At 73.6% G+C, this 17,562-nt stretch carries 13 protein-coding genes, 2 tRNA genes and 1 pseudogene; 14 read left to right on the top strand and 2 right to left on the bottom strand.

Annotated elements, in window-relative coordinates:
- Positions 1 to 18: 18 nt before the first annotated feature.
- The 12 genes and pseudogenes from ACIRBY_RS20385 to ACIRBY_RS20440 all read left to right on the top strand — a co-directional run bounded on the left by ACIRBY_RS20385 (position 19) and on the right by ACIRBY_RS20440 (position 13,539).
- The gene (locus ACIRBY_RS20385) at positions 19 to 1,698 is read left to right on the top strand and encodes an LCP family protein (RefSeq protein WP_403902178.1); all 1,680 of its coding nucleotides are present in this window, start codon (positions 19 to 21) and stop codon (positions 1,696 to 1,698) included.
- A gap of 66 nt (positions 1,699 to 1,764) precedes the next feature.
- On the top strand, positions 1,765 to 2,211 hold the full coding sequence (gene rsfS, locus ACIRBY_RS20390; RefSeq protein ID WP_042815634.1) for a ribosome silencing factor: 447 nt from the start codon (positions 1,765 to 1,767) through the stop codon (positions 2,209 to 2,211).
- A complete protein-coding gene (locus ACIRBY_RS20395) occupies positions 2,208 to 2,888 on the top strand; it encodes a histidine phosphatase family protein (protein ID WP_403902363.1) in 681 nt (226 codons plus the stop codon). The genes rsfS and ACIRBY_RS20395 overlap by 4 nt, the downstream gene beginning before the upstream one ends.
- Before the next feature lie 113 nt (positions 2,889 to 3,001).
- Positions 3,002 to 3,074, top strand: a tRNA-Ala gene (locus tag ACIRBY_RS20400).
- A 143-nt stretch (positions 3,075 to 3,217) separates the two neighbouring features.
- On the top strand, positions 3,218 to 3,451 hold the full coding sequence (locus tag ACIRBY_RS20405) for a hypothetical protein (protein ID WP_007264019.1): 234 nt from the start codon (positions 3,218 to 3,220) through the stop codon (positions 3,449 to 3,451).
- A 146-nt stretch (positions 3,452 to 3,597) separates the two neighbouring features.
- A tRNA-Ala gene (locus tag ACIRBY_RS20410) sits at positions 3,598 to 3,670 on the top strand.
- Positions 3,671 to 3,959: 289 nt separating this feature from the next.
- Positions 3,960 to 6,830 (top strand): leucine--tRNA ligase, encoded by a 2,871-nt coding sequence (leuS, locus tag ACIRBY_RS20415; RefSeq protein ID WP_403902179.1) that lies wholly within the window; start codon positions 3,960 to 3,962, stop codon positions 6,828 to 6,830.
- Between the two features lie 144 nt (positions 6,831 to 6,974).
- The gene (locus ACIRBY_RS20420) at positions 6,975 to 7,760 is read left to right on the top strand and encodes a hypothetical protein (protein WP_403902180.1); all 786 of its coding nucleotides are present in this window, start codon (positions 6,975 to 6,977) and stop codon (positions 7,758 to 7,760) included.
- 120 nt (positions 7,761 to 7,880) lie between these two features.
- The gene (locus ACIRBY_RS20425; protein ID WP_403902181.1) at positions 7,881 to 8,726 is read left to right on the top strand and encodes a DegV family protein; all 846 of its coding nucleotides are present in this window, start codon (positions 7,881 to 7,883) and stop codon (positions 8,724 to 8,726) included.
- A gap of 505 nt (positions 8,727 to 9,231) precedes the next feature.
- Complete coding sequence (locus ACIRBY_RS20430; protein ID WP_403902182.1) at positions 9,232 to 9,873, top strand: helix-hairpin-helix domain-containing protein; 642 nt, start codon at positions 9,232 to 9,234, stop codon at positions 9,871 to 9,873.
- Between the two features lie 254 nt (positions 9,874 to 10,127).
- Positions 10,128 to 12,539: pseudogene (locus ACIRBY_RS20435) on the top strand (ComEC/Rec2 family competence protein); the annotation flags it as partial.
- Positions 12,540 to 12,657: 118 nt separating this feature from the next.
- Entirely contained in the window at positions 12,658 to 13,539 is an 882-nt protein-coding gene (locus ACIRBY_RS20440) for a YceI family protein (protein ID WP_403902184.1), read from the top strand.
- A 17-nt stretch (positions 13,540 to 13,556) separates the two neighbouring features.
- Here the strand turns inward: ACIRBY_RS20440 and ACIRBY_RS20445 are convergent, their stop codons facing one another.
- Positions 13,557 to 13,799, bottom strand: a complete 243-nt coding sequence (locus tag ACIRBY_RS20445) for a hypothetical protein (RefSeq protein ID WP_403902185.1) — start codon at positions 13,797 to 13,799, stop codon at positions 13,557 to 13,559.
- Positions 13,800 to 13,860: 61 nt separating this feature from the next.
- On the opposite strand from ACIRBY_RS20445, the gene holA reads away from it, so the two are divergent.
- Positions 13,861 to 14,853, top strand: coding sequence for a DNA polymerase III subunit delta (holA, locus tag ACIRBY_RS20450; protein WP_403902186.1), 993 nt, complete (start codon positions 13,861 to 13,863; stop codon positions 14,851 to 14,853).
- Between the two features lie 282 nt (positions 14,854 to 15,135).
- Here holA and rpsT read toward each other — a convergent pair whose 3' ends face one another.
- Entirely contained in the window at positions 15,136 to 15,396 is a 261-nt protein-coding gene (rpsT, locus tag ACIRBY_RS20455; protein WP_030030523.1) for a 30S ribosomal protein S20, read from the bottom strand.
- Positions 15,397 to 15,594: 198 nt separating this feature from the next.
- Here rpsT and lepA point away from each other — a divergent pair, with 198 nt between their 5' ends.
- Entirely contained in the window at positions 15,595 to 17,460 is a 1,866-nt protein-coding gene (gene lepA, locus ACIRBY_RS20460; RefSeq protein ID WP_403902187.1) for a translation elongation factor 4, read from the top strand.
- The last annotated feature ends 102 nt before the right edge of the window (positions 17,461 to 17,562 follow it).

Raw genomic sequence — 17,562 nt, forward strand, 5'->3', positions numbered from 1 at the left:
AACGACGAGAGGCCCGCGGTGAACGACCCACAGGATCCGTACGACCCGTACGCCGCCCAGCAGCAGCTCATCGGCTACGACGCGTACGGCCGGCCGCTGTACGGCCAGGTGCCCGCGCAGCAGCCCCTCCAGCCCGCCCCGCCGCCGTACGGGCAGCAGTACGAGCCCCCGTACGGGCAGCCGTACGCGCAGGAGTCCCCGGCACAGCAGTACGACCACGGGCAGCAGCCACAGGGGTACGCCCCGGGCCCCTCCCACGGGTACGACGCCCGGCAGCCGCAGCAGTGGATCCCGCAGCAGGCCGCCGCCCCGGAGGCCCCCGCCCCGCCGGCCTCCCCCTCCCCGGCCCCCGTCCCCGAGCCGCGCCGCCCGGAGGCGGCGGACCCGGCCGGCGCGGCTGCCGCCGGTGCGGACCCGGCCCCGGGCGGCCCGGCCGCCGGCTACCGCACCGAGCAGTTCGCCTTCCTCGACCAGCAGGACGAGGACTCCGAGGACGTCATCGACTGGCTCGCCTTCACCGAGAGCCGCACCGAGCGCCGCGAGGAGGCCCGCCGCCGCGGCCGCAACCGGGTCGTCGCGCTGGGCGTCGTCCTGACCCTCCTCGTCGTCGGCGGGCTCGGCTGGCTCTGGTACGCGGGCGCGCTGCCCTTCCTCGACGGACCCGGACAGAAGAAGGGCCCCGCGGCCGCCGCGGGCGCCCAGAAGCGGGACATGATCGTCGTCCACCTGCACAACACCAAGCGGGGCGGCAGTTCCACCGCCCTCCTCGTGGACAACGTCACCACCCGGCAGGGCGCCACCGTCCTGCTGCCCAACGCCCTCGCCGTCACCAAGGAGGACGGCACGCCCACCACCCTCGGCAAGTCCGTCGAGGACGGCAGCATCGGCACCCGCGAAGCCCTCGACACCGTCCTCGGGACCCGCATCGGCGGCACCTGGCGCCTGGACACCCCCTTCCTGGAGCGGCTCGTCGAGCTGGTCGGAGGCATCGAGGTCGACACCGACGCCGCCGTGCCCGCCGACGACCAGGCCAAGACGCCGGCCGTCGGGCAGGGCCCCGGGCAGAGCCTGACCGGCGCCATGGCCGTCGCCTACGCCACCTACCGGGCGCAGGGCGAGCCGGAGGCCAGGCAGCTGGAGCGCACGGGCCGGGTCCTCTACGCCGTCCTGCGCAAGATCCCCTCCGACCCGAAGGCGGCCGCCACGACGGTCGAGAGCATGGGCCAGATCCTGGACCCCGGCCTGGACGCGCAGAACCTCGGCGGCCTCCTGTCGCGGATCGGCGAGCACGCCAAGGTGGCCGCGTACCGCACCGAGACGCTCTCGGTGAAGCCGGACGGCGGCCTCACCGACGACGCCTCCAGGAAGACGGTCAAGGACCTCCTGGGCGGCACGGTCACGGCGGCCCAGCCCGGCGCGGCCCCTCGCGTGGGCCTCAAGGACGCCACCGGGGACGCGAAGGCGCAGATCGCGGCGAAGGCGGCCCTGCTCAACGGCGGCTACGCCTTCGTGGACGGCGGCAAGGCCGACCGGGCCGCCGCGACCACGCAGGTCACGTACCAGGACGAGGGCCAGCGGGGCCGGGCGGTCGAGGTCGCCAAGACGCTGGGGCTGCCGGAGACGGTCGTGAAGAAGGCCGAGAGCGTGGTGAACGCGGACGTCGTGGTGACCCTGGGCAAGGACTGGAAACCGTCCTGACCGGGCGGGGCCGGCAGTACATGAGACCCTTGTAGGGATCTGCCCGCCAACCCGAAAGCATGGCCAGTGACCGCCACGGACCGCTCCATCGAGCTCATCACCGCCGCCGCCCAGGCCGCGGCCGACCGGCTCGCGCACGACATCATCGCGTACGACGTCAGCGACGTGCTGTCGATCACCGACGCCTTCCTGCTCGCCTCCGCGCCCAACGACCGCCAGGTCAAGTCGATCGTGGACGAGATCGAGGAGCGGCTCCTCAAGGAGCTCGGCGCCAAGCCGGTGCGCCGCGAGGGCGACCGCGACGCCCGCTGGATCCTGCTCGACTACGTCGACATCGTGGTCCACGTCCAGCACAGCGAGGAGCGCGTCTTCTACGCGCTGGAGCGCCTGTGGAAGGACTGCCCCGAGATCGAGCTGCCCGAGGACGCCAAGCTCACCATCGGCAAGGCCGAGGAGCACGCCAAGCTGCGCGAGGCGCAGGGCGACGACGACCTGGACGGTGATCTGTTCTGAGCGCGGCCACCAGCACGGGAGGGCGTGCCGGCGGCTCCGCCCGCACCGGCAGGAAGATCGTCCTCTGGCGGCACGGCCAGACCTCCTGGAACCTGGAGCGCCGCTTCCAGGGCTCCACGGACATCGAGCTGACCGAGACGGGGCTGGCGCAGGCGCGCCGCGCCGCCCGGCTGCTCGCCTCGCTGAAGCCGGACGCCATCGTGGCCTCCGACCTGAAGCGCGCCGCGGCCACGGCCGCCGAGCTGGCCTCCGTCACGCACCTGCCCGTGGCGCACACCGAGGCGCTGCGCGAGACGTACGCCGGTGAGTGGCAGGGCCTGACGCACGAGGAGATCGTCGAGAAGTACGGCGAGCAGTACGCGGCGTGGAAGCGCGGCGAGCCGGTCCGCCGCGGCGGGGGCGAGCTGGAGACCGAGGTCGCCGACCGGGCCGCCCCGGTGGTGCTGAGCCACGCCGACCGGCTGCCCGAGGGCGGCACGCTCGTCGTCGTCAGCCACGGCGGCACCATCCGCACGACCATCGGCCGCCTGCTGCGGCTGGAGGCGCGCGACTGGGAGAGCCTGGGCGGGCTCTCCAACTGCTGCTGGTCCGTCCTCGGTGAGGGCGCGCGCGGCTGGCGGCTGCTGGAGCACAACGCCGGCACCCTGCCGGAACCGGTGCTCGGCGACGACGACTGAGCCCCTCCGCGGGGCCGCTCCGCCCCGGATTTCACTTTCCGGCTGGTCACAGGCTAGAGTTCTTCTTGTTCGCAGCGAAGAACACCGGAAACGGGGGGAACGCCGCGGAGAGCGGGGCTATAGCTCAGTTGGTAGAGCGCCTGCATGGCATGCAGGAGGTCAGGAGTTCAATTCTCCTTAGCTCCACAATCAGGATCCCGTCCCCAACAGGGGGCGGGATCCTTGCGTTTGTTCCCTCTGTGCTTGCTGCCCCCGCCGGGACCGGCGTGGCAGAATCGGACGGCCGGAGGGGGACACGACGGTCCGACGCGGGAGGGAGTCGCTGACGGATGGGTGCACACCGGCGGCGGTGCGACTGGTGCAACAACGGCACGCCGATCGTTCGGGACATGGAGCCGGTCAACCCCGACTACCAGTACTGGTGCGAGGAATGCGCGCGGGCGCTGATCATAAAAGGCGACCCCATCGAGACGTACCGGGAGCTGGAGGGCGAGCCGATCTACGGCCGGCTCCTCGACGAGCACTGCACGCTCAAGCGCTTCTACCAGTTCGCCCGGGCTTGACCGGGTCAACGAGGGATGAACCGGACATAACAGGGCCCCGGGAAACCGATTTTTGGTCTGGGGCCAGGACCGTGTAATGTTCTCGATGTCGCCAGGGGGAACCGGCAAGGGAAACCGAGAAGGGGCCCGGCGGCAGAGAGAAACAAGGGGCTATAGCTCAGTTGGTAGAGCGCCTGCATGGCATGCAGGAGGTCAGGAGTTCAATTCTCCTTAGCTCCACAGTGTGGAAGAGGGTCACCCGGTTCGGGTGACCCTCTTCTCGTCGTGGTCCCTTCCCGTCCGCGGGGCCGTCCGCGCCGTGTTCACCGTGCGGAACGATCGAGCGGCCGTCGGGGCCCCTGCGGTACCCTGACGCCATGCGTGCCGTACGCCTTCTGCTTACCGAGCCGCGCTGAGCAGCACCGACCCCGAGAAGGTCGGCATCGGCGCGGCGTCCCCTCCTGTGCGAGGGGTTTTTTCGTTTGGGCAGGCAGAGACGGCAGAGACGATCGATGGAGCTTCAGGAATCATGAGCGAGACGAACACCCCGGCCCCCGAGGCGGCCGAGGGGCACCGTTACACGGCTGCCATGGCCGCCGACATCGAGGCACGCTGGCAGGACGTATGGGACGCGGAGGGCACCTACGAGGCGCCCAACCCCAGCGGTGACCTGGCCGGCGACCCGGCGGTCGTCGCCCGGCCCAAGAAGTTCATCATGGACATGTTCCCGTACCCCTCCGGTGCGGGCCTGCACGTCGGCCACCCGCTCGGGTACATCGCCACCGACGTCTACGCCCGCCACCAGCGCATGTCCGGCCACAACGTCCTGCACACCCTGGGCTTCGACGCCTTCGGCCTGCCGGCCGAGCAGTACGCCGTGCAGACCGGCACGCACCCGCGCGTGTCGACCGAGGCGAACATCGAGAACATGAAGGCCCAGCTGCGCCGCCTGGGCCTGGGCCACGACAAGCGCCGCTCGTTCGCGACGATCGACCCCGAGTACTACAAGTGGACCCAGTGGATCTTCCTGCAGATCTACAACTCCTACTACGACGCGGACGCGAACAAGGCCCGGCCGATCGCCGAGCTGGTCGCCGCCTTCGAGAACGGCTCCCGTGAGGTCCCCGGCGGCCGCGCCTGGGCCGAGCTGACCGCCGCCGAGCGCGCCGACGTCCTGAACCGGTACCGGCTGGCCTACTCCTCGGACGCGCCCGTCAACTGGTGCCCCGGGCTGGGCACCGTGCTGGCCAACGAGGAGGTCACCGCCGACGGCCGGTCCGAGCGCGGCAACTTCCCGGTCTTCAAGTCCCGCCTGAGCCAGTGGAACATGCGCATCACCGCGTACGCCGACCGGCTGCTGGACGACCTGGACGCGCTGGACTGGCCCGAGGCCATCAAGCTGCAGCAGCGCAACTGGATCGGCCGCAGCGAGGGCGCGCGCGTCGACTTCGCCCTGGGCGACCAGGCCATCACCGTCTTCACCACCCGCCCGGACACCCTGTTCGGCGCCACCTACATGGTGCTGGCGCCCGAGCACCCGCTGGTCGAGGAGTTCGTCCCGGCCGCCTGGCCCGAGGGCACCCACGACGTGTGGACCGGCGGGCACGCCACCCCGGCCGAGGCCGTCGCCGCGTACCGCAAGCAGGCCGCCTCCAAGTCGGACGTCGAGCGGCAGGCCGACGCCAAGGAGAAGACCGGCGTCTTCACCGGCGCGTACGCCGTCAACCCGGTCAGCGGCGAGAACGTACCCGTCTTCATCGCCGACTACGTGCTGATGGGCTACGGCACCGGCGCGATCATGGCCGTCCCGGCGCACGACGCCCGCGACTTCGAGTTCGCCCGGGCCTTCGAGCTGCCGATGCGCTGCGTGGTCGAGCCCACGGACGGCCGGGGCACCGACCCGGCCGAGTGGGACGACGCCTTCGGCTCCTACGACGCGAAGCTGGTCAACTCGGCCGGCGAGGGCGTTTCCCTGGACGGCCTGGGCGTGGTCGAGGCCAAGGCCGCCATCACCGACTGGCTGGCGGAGCGGGGCCTGGGCGAGGGCACCGTCAACTTCCGCCTGCGCGACTGGCTCTTCAGCCGCCAGCGCTACTGGGGCGAGCCCTTCCCGATCGTCTACGACGAGGACGGCGTCGCCCACTCGCTGCCCGAGTCGATGCTGCCGCTGGAGCTGCCCGAGGTCGAGGACTACTCGCCGCGCACCTTCGAGCCCGACGACGCGGACTCCCAGCCGGAGACCCCGCTGTCGCGCAAGGCCGACTGGGTCAACGTCGAGCTGGACCTGGGCGACGGCCGCGGCGTGCGGTCGTACCGCCGCGAGACCAACACCATGCCCAACTGGGCCGGCTCCTGCTGGTACGAGCTGCGGTACCTGGACCCGAGCAACGCGGACGCGCTGGTCGACCCGGAGATCGAGCAGTACTGGATGGGGCCGCGCGAGAGCGCCCCGCACGGCGGCGTCGACCTCTACGTGGGCGGCGCCGAGCACGCGGTGCTGCACCTGCTGTACGCGCGCTTCTGGTCCAAGGTCCTGTTCGACCTGGGCCACGTCTCCTCGGTCGAGCCGTTCCACAAGCTGTTCAACCAGGGCATGATCCAGGCCTACGTCTACCGTGACGAGCGCGGCTTCCCGGTCACGGCCACCGAGGTCGAGGAGCGCGACGGCGCGTTCTTCTTCGAGGGCGAGCCGGTCAAGCGCGAGCTGGGCAAGATGGGCAAGTCCCTGAAGAACGCCGTCACCCCGGACGAGATCTGCGAGGAGTACGGCGCGGACACGCTGCGCCTGTACGAGATGGCGATGGGCCCCCTGGACGTTTCGCGTCCGTGGGACACCCGCGCCGTGGTCGGCCAGTACCGGCTGCTCCAGCGCCTGTGGCGCAACGTGGTGGACGAGGAGACGGGCGCGGTGACGGTCGTCGACGCGGAGCCCGCCGAGGACACGCTGCGCGCCCTGCACAAGGCCATCGACGGGGCCGGCTCGGACATGGCGGGCCTGCGGTTCAACACCGCCATCGCCAAGATCACCGAGCTGAACAACACCCTGACGAAGGCGGGCCGCCCGCTGGAGCGGTCCGTGGCCGAGCGGCTGGTGCTGCTGATCGCCCCGCTGGCCCCGCACATCGCCGAGGAGCTGTGGCACCGCCTGGGCCACGCCGACTCGGTGGTCCACCAGGACTTCCCGGTGGCGGACCCGGCGTACGTCGTGGACGAGACGGTCACCTGCGTCGTCCAGGTCAAGGGCAAGGTCAAGGCCCGCCTGGAGGTGCCGCCGACCATCTCGGAGGCCGACCTGGAGCAGCTGGCGGTCACCGACGCGGCCGTCGTGGCCGCACTGGGCGGCGCCGAGATCCGCAAGGTGATCGTCCGCGCCCCGAAGCTGGTGAACATCGTCATCTGAGCACCGGCCGATCCGGGGGGCCGGCCGGGCGCCGGCCTCTCGGGGTGATCCCGTACGGGCAGGTTGGGGGTTCGAACAGGACCCCCGACCTGCCCGTGGCGTTTACGGTGGAGGTGACGGGAAAAGGCCGGGGAAGGGAACCTCATGGAGGTAGGCGCGTTGGTCATCATCTTTGCCCTGGTGGTGCTGTTCGCCTTCCTGGGGCTGGGCGCCTGGGCCACGGTCAAGGCGGTCGGCGCCGCCAAGCGAGGTGTGGACCGGACGATCACGCAGGCCCGCCGGACGGTCGAGGACACCACCCTCAAAGCCAAGAGCCTCGGCCAGGTCGGGGTCACGGCCGGGCTGGCCCAGCTGCGGCTGGACCTGCGGACCTCGATGCGGGCCACGCAGGCGGCCCTCTACCAGGGCGTCCAGGCCGACGACTCGCTGAAGGAGTCGATCGCCCTCTTCGAGCGGCTGAGCCGGCACGGGCACGAGCTGGACGACGAGCTCAAGCGGCTGGAGCAGGAGCCCGACCGCAAGCGGATCGCGCAGCGGCTGCCCGAGCTGCGGGAGCGCACCGCCAAGATCACCGAGTCCGCCGACTCGCTGCGGTGGGCCGCGCGCGACCGGGCCCGCCAGTTCGCCGACGAGGACCTGGCCACGCTGTCGGCGCAGATCGAGGTGGAGTCGAGCGCGCTGCGCGACTGGTCCCGGGAGTCGGTCGACGACCTGGCCGCCGCCGCGGCGGCATGGGACGCCGGGCAGGGGCAGGGGCAGGGGCAGGGGCCGGGGCAGCGGTCGGCTGCCGGTGGTGCCGGCGGTGGTGCGTCCGGCGCGTCGGAGCAGGGACGGGCCCCGGGGCGGCAGCAGCGGCCCGCGCTGGACGCCTCCGGGCCCGCGGTGGCCTACCCCTGGCAGAAGGCCCCCAGGCCTGAGGCCACTTCCTGAGCGGCGCGCCGGGGCGGAGCCGGTACCTGGGGAGTCCCGGACCGGGTGATCCGGGGAGGCGGGGGTGACGGATGTGGCCCGGGCTGCCGGATCGCCTCCTCGGGCGGTAACCTCCGGCTCATGTCCCGCCATGTCGCGATCGTCACCGATTCCACGGCCTATCTGCCCCCTCCGGCGATGGCGCGGCACGGGATCACCGCCGTCCCCCTGACCGTCGTCCTGGGGGACGAGGCCCTCGAGGAGGGCACCGAGATCTCGGCCCGCAGCCTGGCCGCGGCCCTGCAGAAGCGCCGCCCGGTCACCACCTCCCGCCCGGGCCCCGAGCAGTTCGTACGGGCCTACCGGGCGGCGGCGGACGCCGGGGCGACCGGCATCGTGAGCCTGCACCTCTCCGCCGAGTTCTCCGGCACCTACGACGCCGCGGTGGTCGCGGCGAAAAGCGCCCCGGTCCCGGTCCGGGTCGTGGACACCGGCATGGTCGCGATGGCCCTCGGCTTCTGCGCCCTCGCCGCCGCCGAGACCGCCGGGGCGGGCGGCTCCGTCGACGAGGCCGTGGCCGCCGCCGAGAAGCGGGCCGCGGAGATGGCGGCGTACTTCTACGTGGACACCCTCGACTACCTCCGGCGCGGCGGCCGGATCGGGGCGGCTCAGGCCCTCCTCGGGTCGGCGCTCGCGGTCAAGCCGCTGCTCACGCTGGACGGCGGGCGGATCGAGATGCTGGAGAAGGTCCGGACGGCCTCCCGGGCCATCGCGCGGCTGGAGGAGCTCGCCGTCGAGCGCGCCGGGGCGCGCAGCGTCGACGTGGCCGTGCACCACCTGGCGGCCCCGGAACGCGCCGAGAAGCTCGCGGAGCGGCTGCGGGAGCGCATTCCCGGGCTGGTCGAGCTGCACGTGAGCGAGGTCGGCGCGGTGATCGGCGCGCACACCGGGCCGGGGCTGCTGGCGGCGGTCGTCTCGCCGCGCTGACGCCTTCGCGGCGGGTCTCCCCGTTCGCGGGCGGGTTCCCTCGCCGTGCCGTTCACCGGAACGGGTGGCGGGGATTTCCACAACGGGATGGTTGTGCACCGGAATTGAGGGGTCCGAGCAGGGTGCCGGGGACCGGCCCTAGCGTCGGGGCATGACTCTTCGAACGCGTGCTCAGCGCCCCTCGGGACGCCCCGGATCCACCGAACGCCGGCGGCCGCCCGCCGCTCCGCGCGAGCAGGGCGGTCCCCGGTCCCGGTCCCGGCCCCGCCCCGACCCCGTCGCCGTGCGGCGCAGGGCGGAGGTGCTGCTGGCGGGGGCTTCGCCGCCGGTCCCGGGGCCGGTTCCGGCCGCGGTTGCGGAGCGGGTCCGGCCCGAGCCTCCGGTGCTTTCGCCCGCGGCTGTGCCCGTGGCGGAGCGGGGGGCCGGTGCGGGGCCGGCCGGTGCCCCGCCGGGGGCTTCGCCGCCGCAGCCCGGGGCCGTGCCCGGGGCGGGGAGGTGGTTGGCGGTGCGGGAGCGGCTGCCGGTGTGGGTGCAGGCCCGGTGCGGGGTGGAGCCCCGGGCGGTGGCCGCCGTGGGCGTGGTGCTGGCCGTGGCGGTGGGGTTCGCCGTCCAGCAGTACGCGGCGGCCCGGCCGCAGACGGTGACGGCGCCCGCGGTGCTCGCCCCGGCGCCGCCCGCGACCCCGCCGCCGGCGGCGGGAGCGGGGTCCGGCGGGCCGGGCGGCCGCATCGTGGTGGACGTCGGCGGCAAGGTCCGCGATCCGGGTGTGCGGCGGCTGCCCGGCGGCTCGCGGGTGGAGGACGCCCTGGCCGCGGCCGGGGGAGTGCGGCCGGGGGCGGACACCACCGGGCTCAACCGGGCCCGGCTCCTGGTGGACGGCGAACAGGTGCTGGTGGGCGTCACCGCACAGCCCGCGCCGCCCGGCGGCGCGGGGGCCGGCGGCGGACCGGGCCCCGGCCCGCTGAGCCTCGGCAGCGCGACCGTCGAGCAGCTGGACGGGCTGCCGGGGGTCGGCCCCGTACTGGCCCGGCACATCGTGGAGTTCCGCTCCGCCAAGGGCGGGTTCCGGACCGTGGAGGACCTCCGGCAGGTCGACGGCATCGGCGAGCGCAGGTTCGCCGAGCTGCGGAAGCTGGTGCGGCTGTGAGCACCGTCGGGGGGCCGGGGCCGGGGCCGGGGCCGGGGCCGGGAACAGGGCTGGGGCTGGGAACGGGGGCCGGGCAGGGCCGCGGGGCCGGGGCGGAAGGCGGTGGGCGGCCGGCTGTCGGGCCCGGGGGTGGCGGTGCGCGGGGGAGCGGGGTCGGGGGTGGCGGTGCGGCGGTCGTCGGGCCGGAGGGTGGCGGGCGGGCGGCTGTCGGGCCCGGGGGTGGCGGGGTGCCGGGGAGCGGGGCCGGGGGTGGCGTGGCGGACTTCGGGCCGGAGGGGGGTGGGGTCGAGCGGGCTGGGCCGGTGGACCTGCGGCTCGTGGTGCCGGCTCTGGCCGCCTGGGGCGCGGCCGCCCTCGGGCTCGGGGTGCCGGGCGGGTGGTGCGCCGTCGGGGCGGTGGCCGCGGTGGCCGCGGCGGGGGTGTCGCTGGTGGCCGGATGCCGCGGGACGGGCCCGGTGTGGCGGGCCGGTACGGCGGTGGCCGCCGCCCTGCTGTGCGCGGCCGCCGGGGCCGGGGTGGCCGGCCTGGAGCGGGCCGAGGCGCGGGCGGGGCCCGTGGCCCGGCTGGCCGGGGAGCACGCCCGGGTGCGCGCCGAGCTCACCGTGGGCTCCGATCCCCGGGCCGCCCGGAGCGGGAGCGGGCCGCCCGTGGTGGTGCTGGACGCGGTGGTGACCGGGGTGACCGGTCCCGACGGCGCCTCCACCCGGGTGAGGACCCCGGTACGGGTGCTGGCCGGGCATCCGGGGTGGGCCCGGCTGCAGCCCTCGACCCGGGTCGCGGTGGCGGCCCGGCTGGCCCCGGCGCGGGACGGCGAGCGGGCCGTGGCGCTGCTCCGGCCCGCCGGGGACGTCCCGCCCCGGGTGACGGGCGGCCCGGACCCCGCGCAGCGGATCGCCGGGACGCTCAGGGCCGGGCTGCGCACGGCCTCCGAGGGGCTCCCCGGGGACGCGGGAGCCCTGCTGCCGGCGCTGGTGGTGGGGGACACCTCCAGGGTCCCGACCGACCTGCACGACGCGTTCGAGGCCACCGACCTGCTGCACCTGCTGGCCGTCTCCGGCTCCAACCTGACCGTGGTGCTGTACCTGCTCATCGGGCCGCCGGGACGGGCGCAGTACGCGGAGCGGAGCGGGCTGGCGCCCCGGCTGGGGCTGTCGCTGCGGTTCACCGCCCTGTGCGGGGCGGCCCTGACGCTGGGGTTCGTCGTGGTGTGCCGGCCCGATCCGAGCGTGTTGCGGGCCGCCGCCTGCGGGGCCGTGACGCTGCTGGCCCTGGCCACGGGGCGGCGCAGGTCCCTGCTCCCGGCGCTGGCCGCGGCGGTGCTGCTCCTCGTGCTGTACGACCCCTGGCTGGCCCGGGCGTACGGGTTCCTGCTCTCGGTGCTGGCCACCGGGGCGCTGCTCACGCTCGGGCCGCGCTGGGCGGCGGCGCTGCGGGGGCGGGGGGTGCCGCCGCGGCTCGCCGAGGCCCTGGCGGCCGCCGCCGCGGCGCAGGCCGTGTGCGCCCCGGTGGTGGTCGTGCTGTCGGCCCGGGTGAGCCTGGTCGCCGTGCCGTGCAACCTGCTGGCGGAGCTGGCCGCCGGGCCGGCCACGGTGCTCGGCTTCGCCGCGCTCGCCGCGGCCCCGCTGAGCGTGCCCGTCGCGGAGCTGCTCGCCCGGTGCGCGGGGGTGCCGGCCGGGTGGATCGCCGCCGTCGCGCGGGCCGGGGCGCGGCTTCCCGGGGCGGAGCTGCCGTGGCCGGGCGGGCCGGGAGGGGGCCTGCTGCTGGCGGCGGTCACGGCCGCCCTCGTGTGGCTGGGGGTCCGGTTCGGGCGGGGGCGCGCGGTCCGCGCGGCCGTGGTGGTGGTGCTGCTCGTCGCGGTGGTGCGGCCGCCGCAGCTCACCCGTGTGCTCACCGGCTGGCCGCCGCCCGGCTGGAGCTACGTCCAGTGCGCCGTGGGGCAGGGGGACGCCGCCGCGCTCGCCGTGGGGCCGGAGGAGGCCGTCGTGGTGGACGCCGGGCCCGAGCCGGGTCCGGTGGACGCCTGTCTGCGGGCCCTCGGTGTGAAACGCGTCCCATTGCTGCTGCTGACGCACTTTCACGCCGACCACGTGGGCGGGCTGTCCGGGGTGCTGCGGGGCCGTTCCGTGGGTGTGATCCAGACCACCGCGTTCGCGGATCCGCCCGCCCGGGCGGCGCTGGTGCGGCGGGTGGCGGCGAGGGCCGGGGTGCCCGTGGTGCAGGCCGTGGCGGGGGAGCGGCGGAGGGCGGGGCGGCTGGAGTGGCAGGTGTTGTGGCCGTCGGCGTCCGGGCCGCCGCCGCAGGGGCCCAACGACGCCAGCGTGGCCCTGCTGGCGCGCACGGCAGGGCTGACGTTCCTGTTGCTGGGGGACCTCGAACCGCCCGCCCAGCAGGCCCTGCTGAGGGAGCATCCGGAGCTGGGTCCGGTGGACGTGCTCAAGGTCGCCCACCACGGTTCGGCGCACCAGGACCCCGGCCTCACCGATCGGATCAGGCCACGGCTCGCCCTGGTCCCGGTCGGTGCCGGCAACCGCTACGGGCATCCGGCGCGGGGCACCCTCGCGCGGCTCAGAGCCCTTGGGGCGGCCGTGCTGCGCACCGACGAGGACGGTTCCGTGGCCGTCTGCGGAGGCGGTGCGGGGGTGCGTGCCTTTCCGGCCGGGCGGCGTCCGAAAAGGCGCGGTCATACCGGGCGTGACCGCTCTGTTTGCCCACAACCCGACAGCATGATCGAATGCCTCTTCGCCAGAACCGACCAAGTACACACAGCACGGGGGTGCATCAGCCATGTTCGGTCGCCGACGGGGGACGGATTCGGCCGGGAGCGGCAGTTCGCAGACGTCCGCCACACTGACACTGCCGCCCACGGCACGCCTGTTGAGCTGCCGGGTCCTCGACACGGTCCACCAGCCCATCCGCCAGGCCAAGTTCGAGGTGACCGATCCGATCGGCCGACGGGTCGTCAGCGGGGAGACGGACCCGTACGGGGGGTTCACGGCGGCCATGCCGGAGGGGGAGTACCGGCTGTCGGTCAGCGCCGAGGGCTACGCCTCGTTCCACGGCGCGACCCTCGTGGGGGACCCGGCGCAGCCCGGCACCGCTGAGATCATCCTGGACTCGGTGGAGCCGCCGGTGCTCCCGCAGCCCGGCCACTGGGAGCTGGACCCGAGCCACTCCTCGATCGGGTTCACGGCGAAGCACATCGGCTTCGCCCGGATCCACGGCCGGTTCACCACCTTCGCCGGCGCGGTGCGGATCGCGGAGCGCATGGAGGACTCCTCCATGCACGTCATCATCGACGCGGCGAGCATCGACACCGGGCTGCGGATGCGCGACGACCACCTGCGTTCGGCGGACTTCCTGGACGCGGCCCGCTACCCCACGGTGGAGTTCTACAGCGAGCGGTTCATCCACCGCGGCGGCAGCCGCTGGGCGGTCGCGGGCGCCCTGACCCTCCACGGGGTGAGCCGCTCCGTCACCCTCGACACCCAGTACCTGGGCGTCGGCACGGGCCTGGAGGGCGAGCCGCGCGCCGCCTGCCGGGCCACGGCCGAGCTGCACCGCGAGGACTTCACCCTGAACTGGCAGTCGGTGCTGGCGCAGGGGATCGCGGCGATCGGGTCGAGCGTGGAAGTGGCGCTGGACGTCCAGATCGTCCACAAGGCCTGAGGGCGGCGCCGCCCGGCTCAGGGGGCTTCCAGCCAGCCCTCGTACGCGGCGGCGAGCTCGTCCAGTACGGCGGTGTCGAGCCGCTCCCGCGGGTCCTCGACGACCACCAGCCACTGGGCGTCCTCGGCGTCGTCCTCGCCGGCCAGGGCGTCGCGCACCAGCTGGGGCTCCTCGGGGAGGCCGAAGCGGTCGACGGCCTCCTGGGCCACCTCCTCGGCGGCGTCGCGGTCGGGCAGGACCAGTACATGTCGCAGGTTCACCGGACCATTCTCGGGCACCGGGGGCCGGTTGCTGTCAGTGCGGCGTGGGATGCTGGAGCCGATGGCCACCAGGAAGAACCCCACCGACGATCCCCTCGCTCCGCTCACCCTCGCGGTGGGGCAGGAGGACCTGCTGCTCGACCGCGTCGTCCGGGACGTGGTGAAGGCCGCCCGCGCGGCCGACGCCGACACGGACGTGCGGGACCTCACCTCCGACCAGCTCCAGCCGGGCACCCTGGCGGAGCTGACGAGCCCGTCGCTCTTCTCCGAGCGCAAGGTCCTGATCGTGCGCAACGCGCAGGACCTGGGCGCGGACACGGTGAAGGAGGTCAAGGCCTACCTCGCCGCACCGTACGAGGAGATCACGCTCGTCCTCCTCCACGCGGGCGGGGTGAAGGGCAAGGCCGTGCTGGACGCCGCCCGCAAGGCGGGGGCTCGGGAGGTCGCCTGCCCGAAGATGACGAAGGCCGCGGACCGGCTCTCCTTCGTCCGGGGGGAGTTCCGGGCGCTGGGGCGTTCGGCCACCCCCGAGGCCTGCCAGAACCTGGTCGACGCGATCGGCGCCGACCTGCGGGAGCTGGCGAGCGCGGCGGCGCAGCTGTGCGCGGACGTCGAGGGCACCATCGACGAGGCCGTGGTCGGCCGCTACTACACCGGCCGGGCCGAGGCCTCCAGCTTCACCGTGGCCGACCGGGCGGTCGAGGGACGGGCGGCGGAGGCCCTGGAGGCCCTGCGCTGGTCCCTGGCCACCGGGGTGGCGCCGGTGCTGATCACCAGCGCGCTCGCGCAGGCCGTCCGGGCGATCGGCAAGCTGGCCTCCGCCCCGCGCGGAGCACGCCCCGGCGACCTCGCCCGGGACCTCGGGATGCCCCCGTGGAAGATCGACCGGGTCCGGCAGCAGATGCGCGGCTGGTCGGCGGACGGGGTCTCGGAGGCGCTGCGCGCGGTCGCCCTGGCCGACGCGGGCGTCAAGGGCGGCGGGGACGACCCCGAGTACGCGCTGGAGAAGGCCGTCGTGGCGGTGGCCCGGGCCGCCAGGCCGCAGCGCCGCTGAGGCGGCTCGGGGAGCCCGCAGGGGCCTCGCCGAGGCCCTGCCGGGCTCCCTCCCGGGCGGCGGACGGCAGGGACGGCGGGGACGGCGGGGACGGCGGGAACACAGACACGCGAAGGCCCCGGCCACCGTCCTGGGGAAGGGCGGAGGCCGGGGCCTTCGGTCACTGCTGTGTGCGCCGCACCCGCGTGGCGAACGCAGGCCGCGTGCGGCGCGGGGTGCCGGTCAGGAGCGGATGAGAGGGCCCGCTGGGTCCTTCCCGGCGTTCACATCGAGTGCGGAACCTCAGATGGCGGCAACCTTGGAGGCCAGCGCCGACTTCTTGTTGGCGGCGGCGTTCTTGTGGATGACACCCTTCGAGACGGCCTTGTCCAGCTTCTTGGAAGCCAGGCGGGCCGCAGCGGTGGCCTTCTCCGCGTCGCCGGCGAGGATGGCCTCGTTGGCCTTGCGGATGAAGGTGCGCAGCTCGGACTTGACCGACTTGTTGCGAAGGCGGGCCTTCTCGTTGGTCTTGTTCCGCTTGATCTGGGACTTGATGTTCGCCACGAAAGAGCCTTTTCAGGTTCAGAGTATTTTTCCGGATGTGCCTCGTCTGCTGAGAGGGCATGCGAGACACAGCCACCCAGGCTACCAGGCGCGCTCCTACCGGCCCAAACCGAGCGCATCGCCCGGTCCATGGGACCATGGGAGCCTGCGTACCGTTCGACAGCAGATCCGACAGCGACCCGAGAATCAGGACACTGCGTGCCCGCCATCCCCAGCCACGTGCCCGAGCCGAGCCGTACCGACCCGGCGCTGATCCGCAATTTCTGCATCATCGCGCACATCGACCACGGCAAGTCGACCCTCGCCGACCGGATGCTCCAGCTCACCGGCGTCGTCGACCAGCGGCAGATGCGCGCCCAGTACCTCGACCGCATGGACATCGAGCGTGAGCGCGGCATCACGATCAAGTCCCAGGCGGTCCGCCTGCCGTGGGCCCCCACCGAGGGCGAGGGCCAGGGGACCACGCACATCCTGAACATGATCGACACCCCCGGGCACGTCGACTTCACCTACGAGGTCTCGCGCTCCCTCGCGGCGTGCGAGGGCACGATCCTCCTGGTGGACGCCGCCCAGGGCATCGAGGCCCAGACCCTCGCCAACCTGTACCTGGCGATGGAGAACGACCTCGCGATCGTCCCGGTCCTGAACAAGATCGACCTGCCGGCCGCCCAGCCGGAGAAGTTCGCCGAGGAGCTCGCGAACCTGGTCGGCTGCGACCCCGACGACGTCCTGCGCGTCTCGGCGAAGACCGGCCTCGGCGTCGACGCCCTGCTCAACAAGGTCGTCGCCACCGTCCCGGCCCCGGTCGGCGTCAAGGACGCCCCCGCCCGCGCGATGATCTTCGACTCGGTCTACGACTCGTACCGGGGCGTCGTCACCTACGTGCGTGTCGTCGACGGCACGCTCAACAAGCGCGAGCGCATCCGGATGATGTCCACCGGCGCCACGCACGAGCTGTTGGAGATCGGCACCAACTCGCCCGAGATGCTGCCGGCCGACGGCCTGTCCGTCGGCGAGGTGGGCTACCTGATCACCGGCGTGAAGGACGTCCGCCAGTCCAAGGTCGGCGACACCATCACCCAGCAGGTCGGTGGCGCCACCGAGTCCCTCGGCGGCTACAAGGACCCGAAGCCGATGGTCTTCTCGGGCCTGTACCCGCTCGACGGCTCGGACTACCCCGAGCTGCGCGAGGCCCTGGACAAGCTCCAGCTCAACGACGCCGCGCTCGTCTACGAGCCGGAGACCTCGGCGGCGCTCGGCTTCGGCTTCCGCGTGGGCTTCCTCGGCCTGCTCCACCTGGACGTGGTCCGCGAGCGCCTGGAGCGCGAGTTCGGCCTCGACCTGATCGCCACCGCGCCCAACGTGGTCTACCGGGTGGTGCTGGAGGACGGCAAGGAAGTCACCGTCACCAACCCGAGCGAGTTCCCCGAAGGCAAGATCAAGGACGTCTTCGAGCCGGTCGTCCGGGCCACCGTCCTCGCGCCCACCGAGTTCATCGGCGCGATCATGGAGCTCTGCCAGACCCGCCGCGGCACCCTGCTCGGGATGGACTACCTCTCCGAGGACCGCGTCGAGATCCGCTACACGCTCCCGCTCGCGGAGATCGTCTTCGACTTCTTCGACCAGCTGAAGTCCAAGACGCGCGGCTACGCCTCCCTGGACTACGAGCCCACCGGCGAGCAGGCCTCCAGCCTGGTCAAGGTGGACATCCTGCTGCACGGCGACAAGGTCGACGCCTTCTCCGCCGTCTGCCACAAGGACGCCGCCTACGCCTACGGCGTGCGCCTGGTCGCCAAGCTGCGCGAGCTCATCCCGCGGCAGGCCTTCGAGGTGCCGATCCAGGCGGCCGTCGGCTCCCGCGTCATCGCCCGCGAGACCATCCGCGCGATCCGCAAGGACGTCCTCGCCAAGTGCTACGGCGGTGACATCTCCCGTAAGCGGAAGCTGCTGGAGAAGCAGAAGGAAGGCAAGAAGCGCATGAAGATGGTCGGCTCCGTGGAGGTGCCGCAGGAGGCCTTCATCGCCGTCCTCTCCAGCGACGAGTCCAGCGGCAAGAAGAAGTAGCCGCGCCGTCCCATGTCGCGCGAAAGGGGCCCACATGCACACGCATGGGGGCCCTTTTCGTTATGAAGCGGCCGCTCGGGGGCCCTTACGCACCGGCCGGGC

It is taken from the genome of Streptomyces sp. NPDC096136 (genome assembly GCF_044763325.1).
Taxonomy (GTDB): Bacteria; Actinomycetota; Actinomycetes; order Streptomycetales; family Streptomycetaceae; genus Streptomyces.

Bases quoted from the DNA above. Each gene is read 5' to 3' on its own strand.
- holA (WP_403902186.1), top strand. From the start codon at position 13,861: ATGGCCACCAGGAAGAACCCCACCGACGATCCCCTCGCTCCGCTCACC.
- ACIRBY_RS20405 (WP_007264019.1), top strand. From the start codon at position 3,218: ATGGGTGCACACCGGCGGCGGTGCGACTGGTGCAACAACGGCACGCCG.
- ACIRBY_RS20425 (WP_403902181.1), top strand. From the start codon at position 7,881: ATGTCCCGCCATGTCGCGATCGTCACCGATTCCACGGCCTATCTGCCC.
- ACIRBY_RS20420 (WP_403902180.1), top strand. From the start codon at position 6,975: ATGGAGGTAGGCGCGTTGGTCATCATCTTTGCCCTGGTGGTGCTGTTC.
- leuS (WP_403902179.1), top strand. From the start codon at position 3,960: ATGAGCGAGACGAACACCCCGGCCCCCGAGGCGGCCGAGGGGCACCGT.
- ACIRBY_RS20440 (WP_403902184.1), top strand. From the start codon at position 12,658: ATGTTCGGTCGCCGACGGGGGACGGATTCGGCCGGGAGCGGCAGTTCG.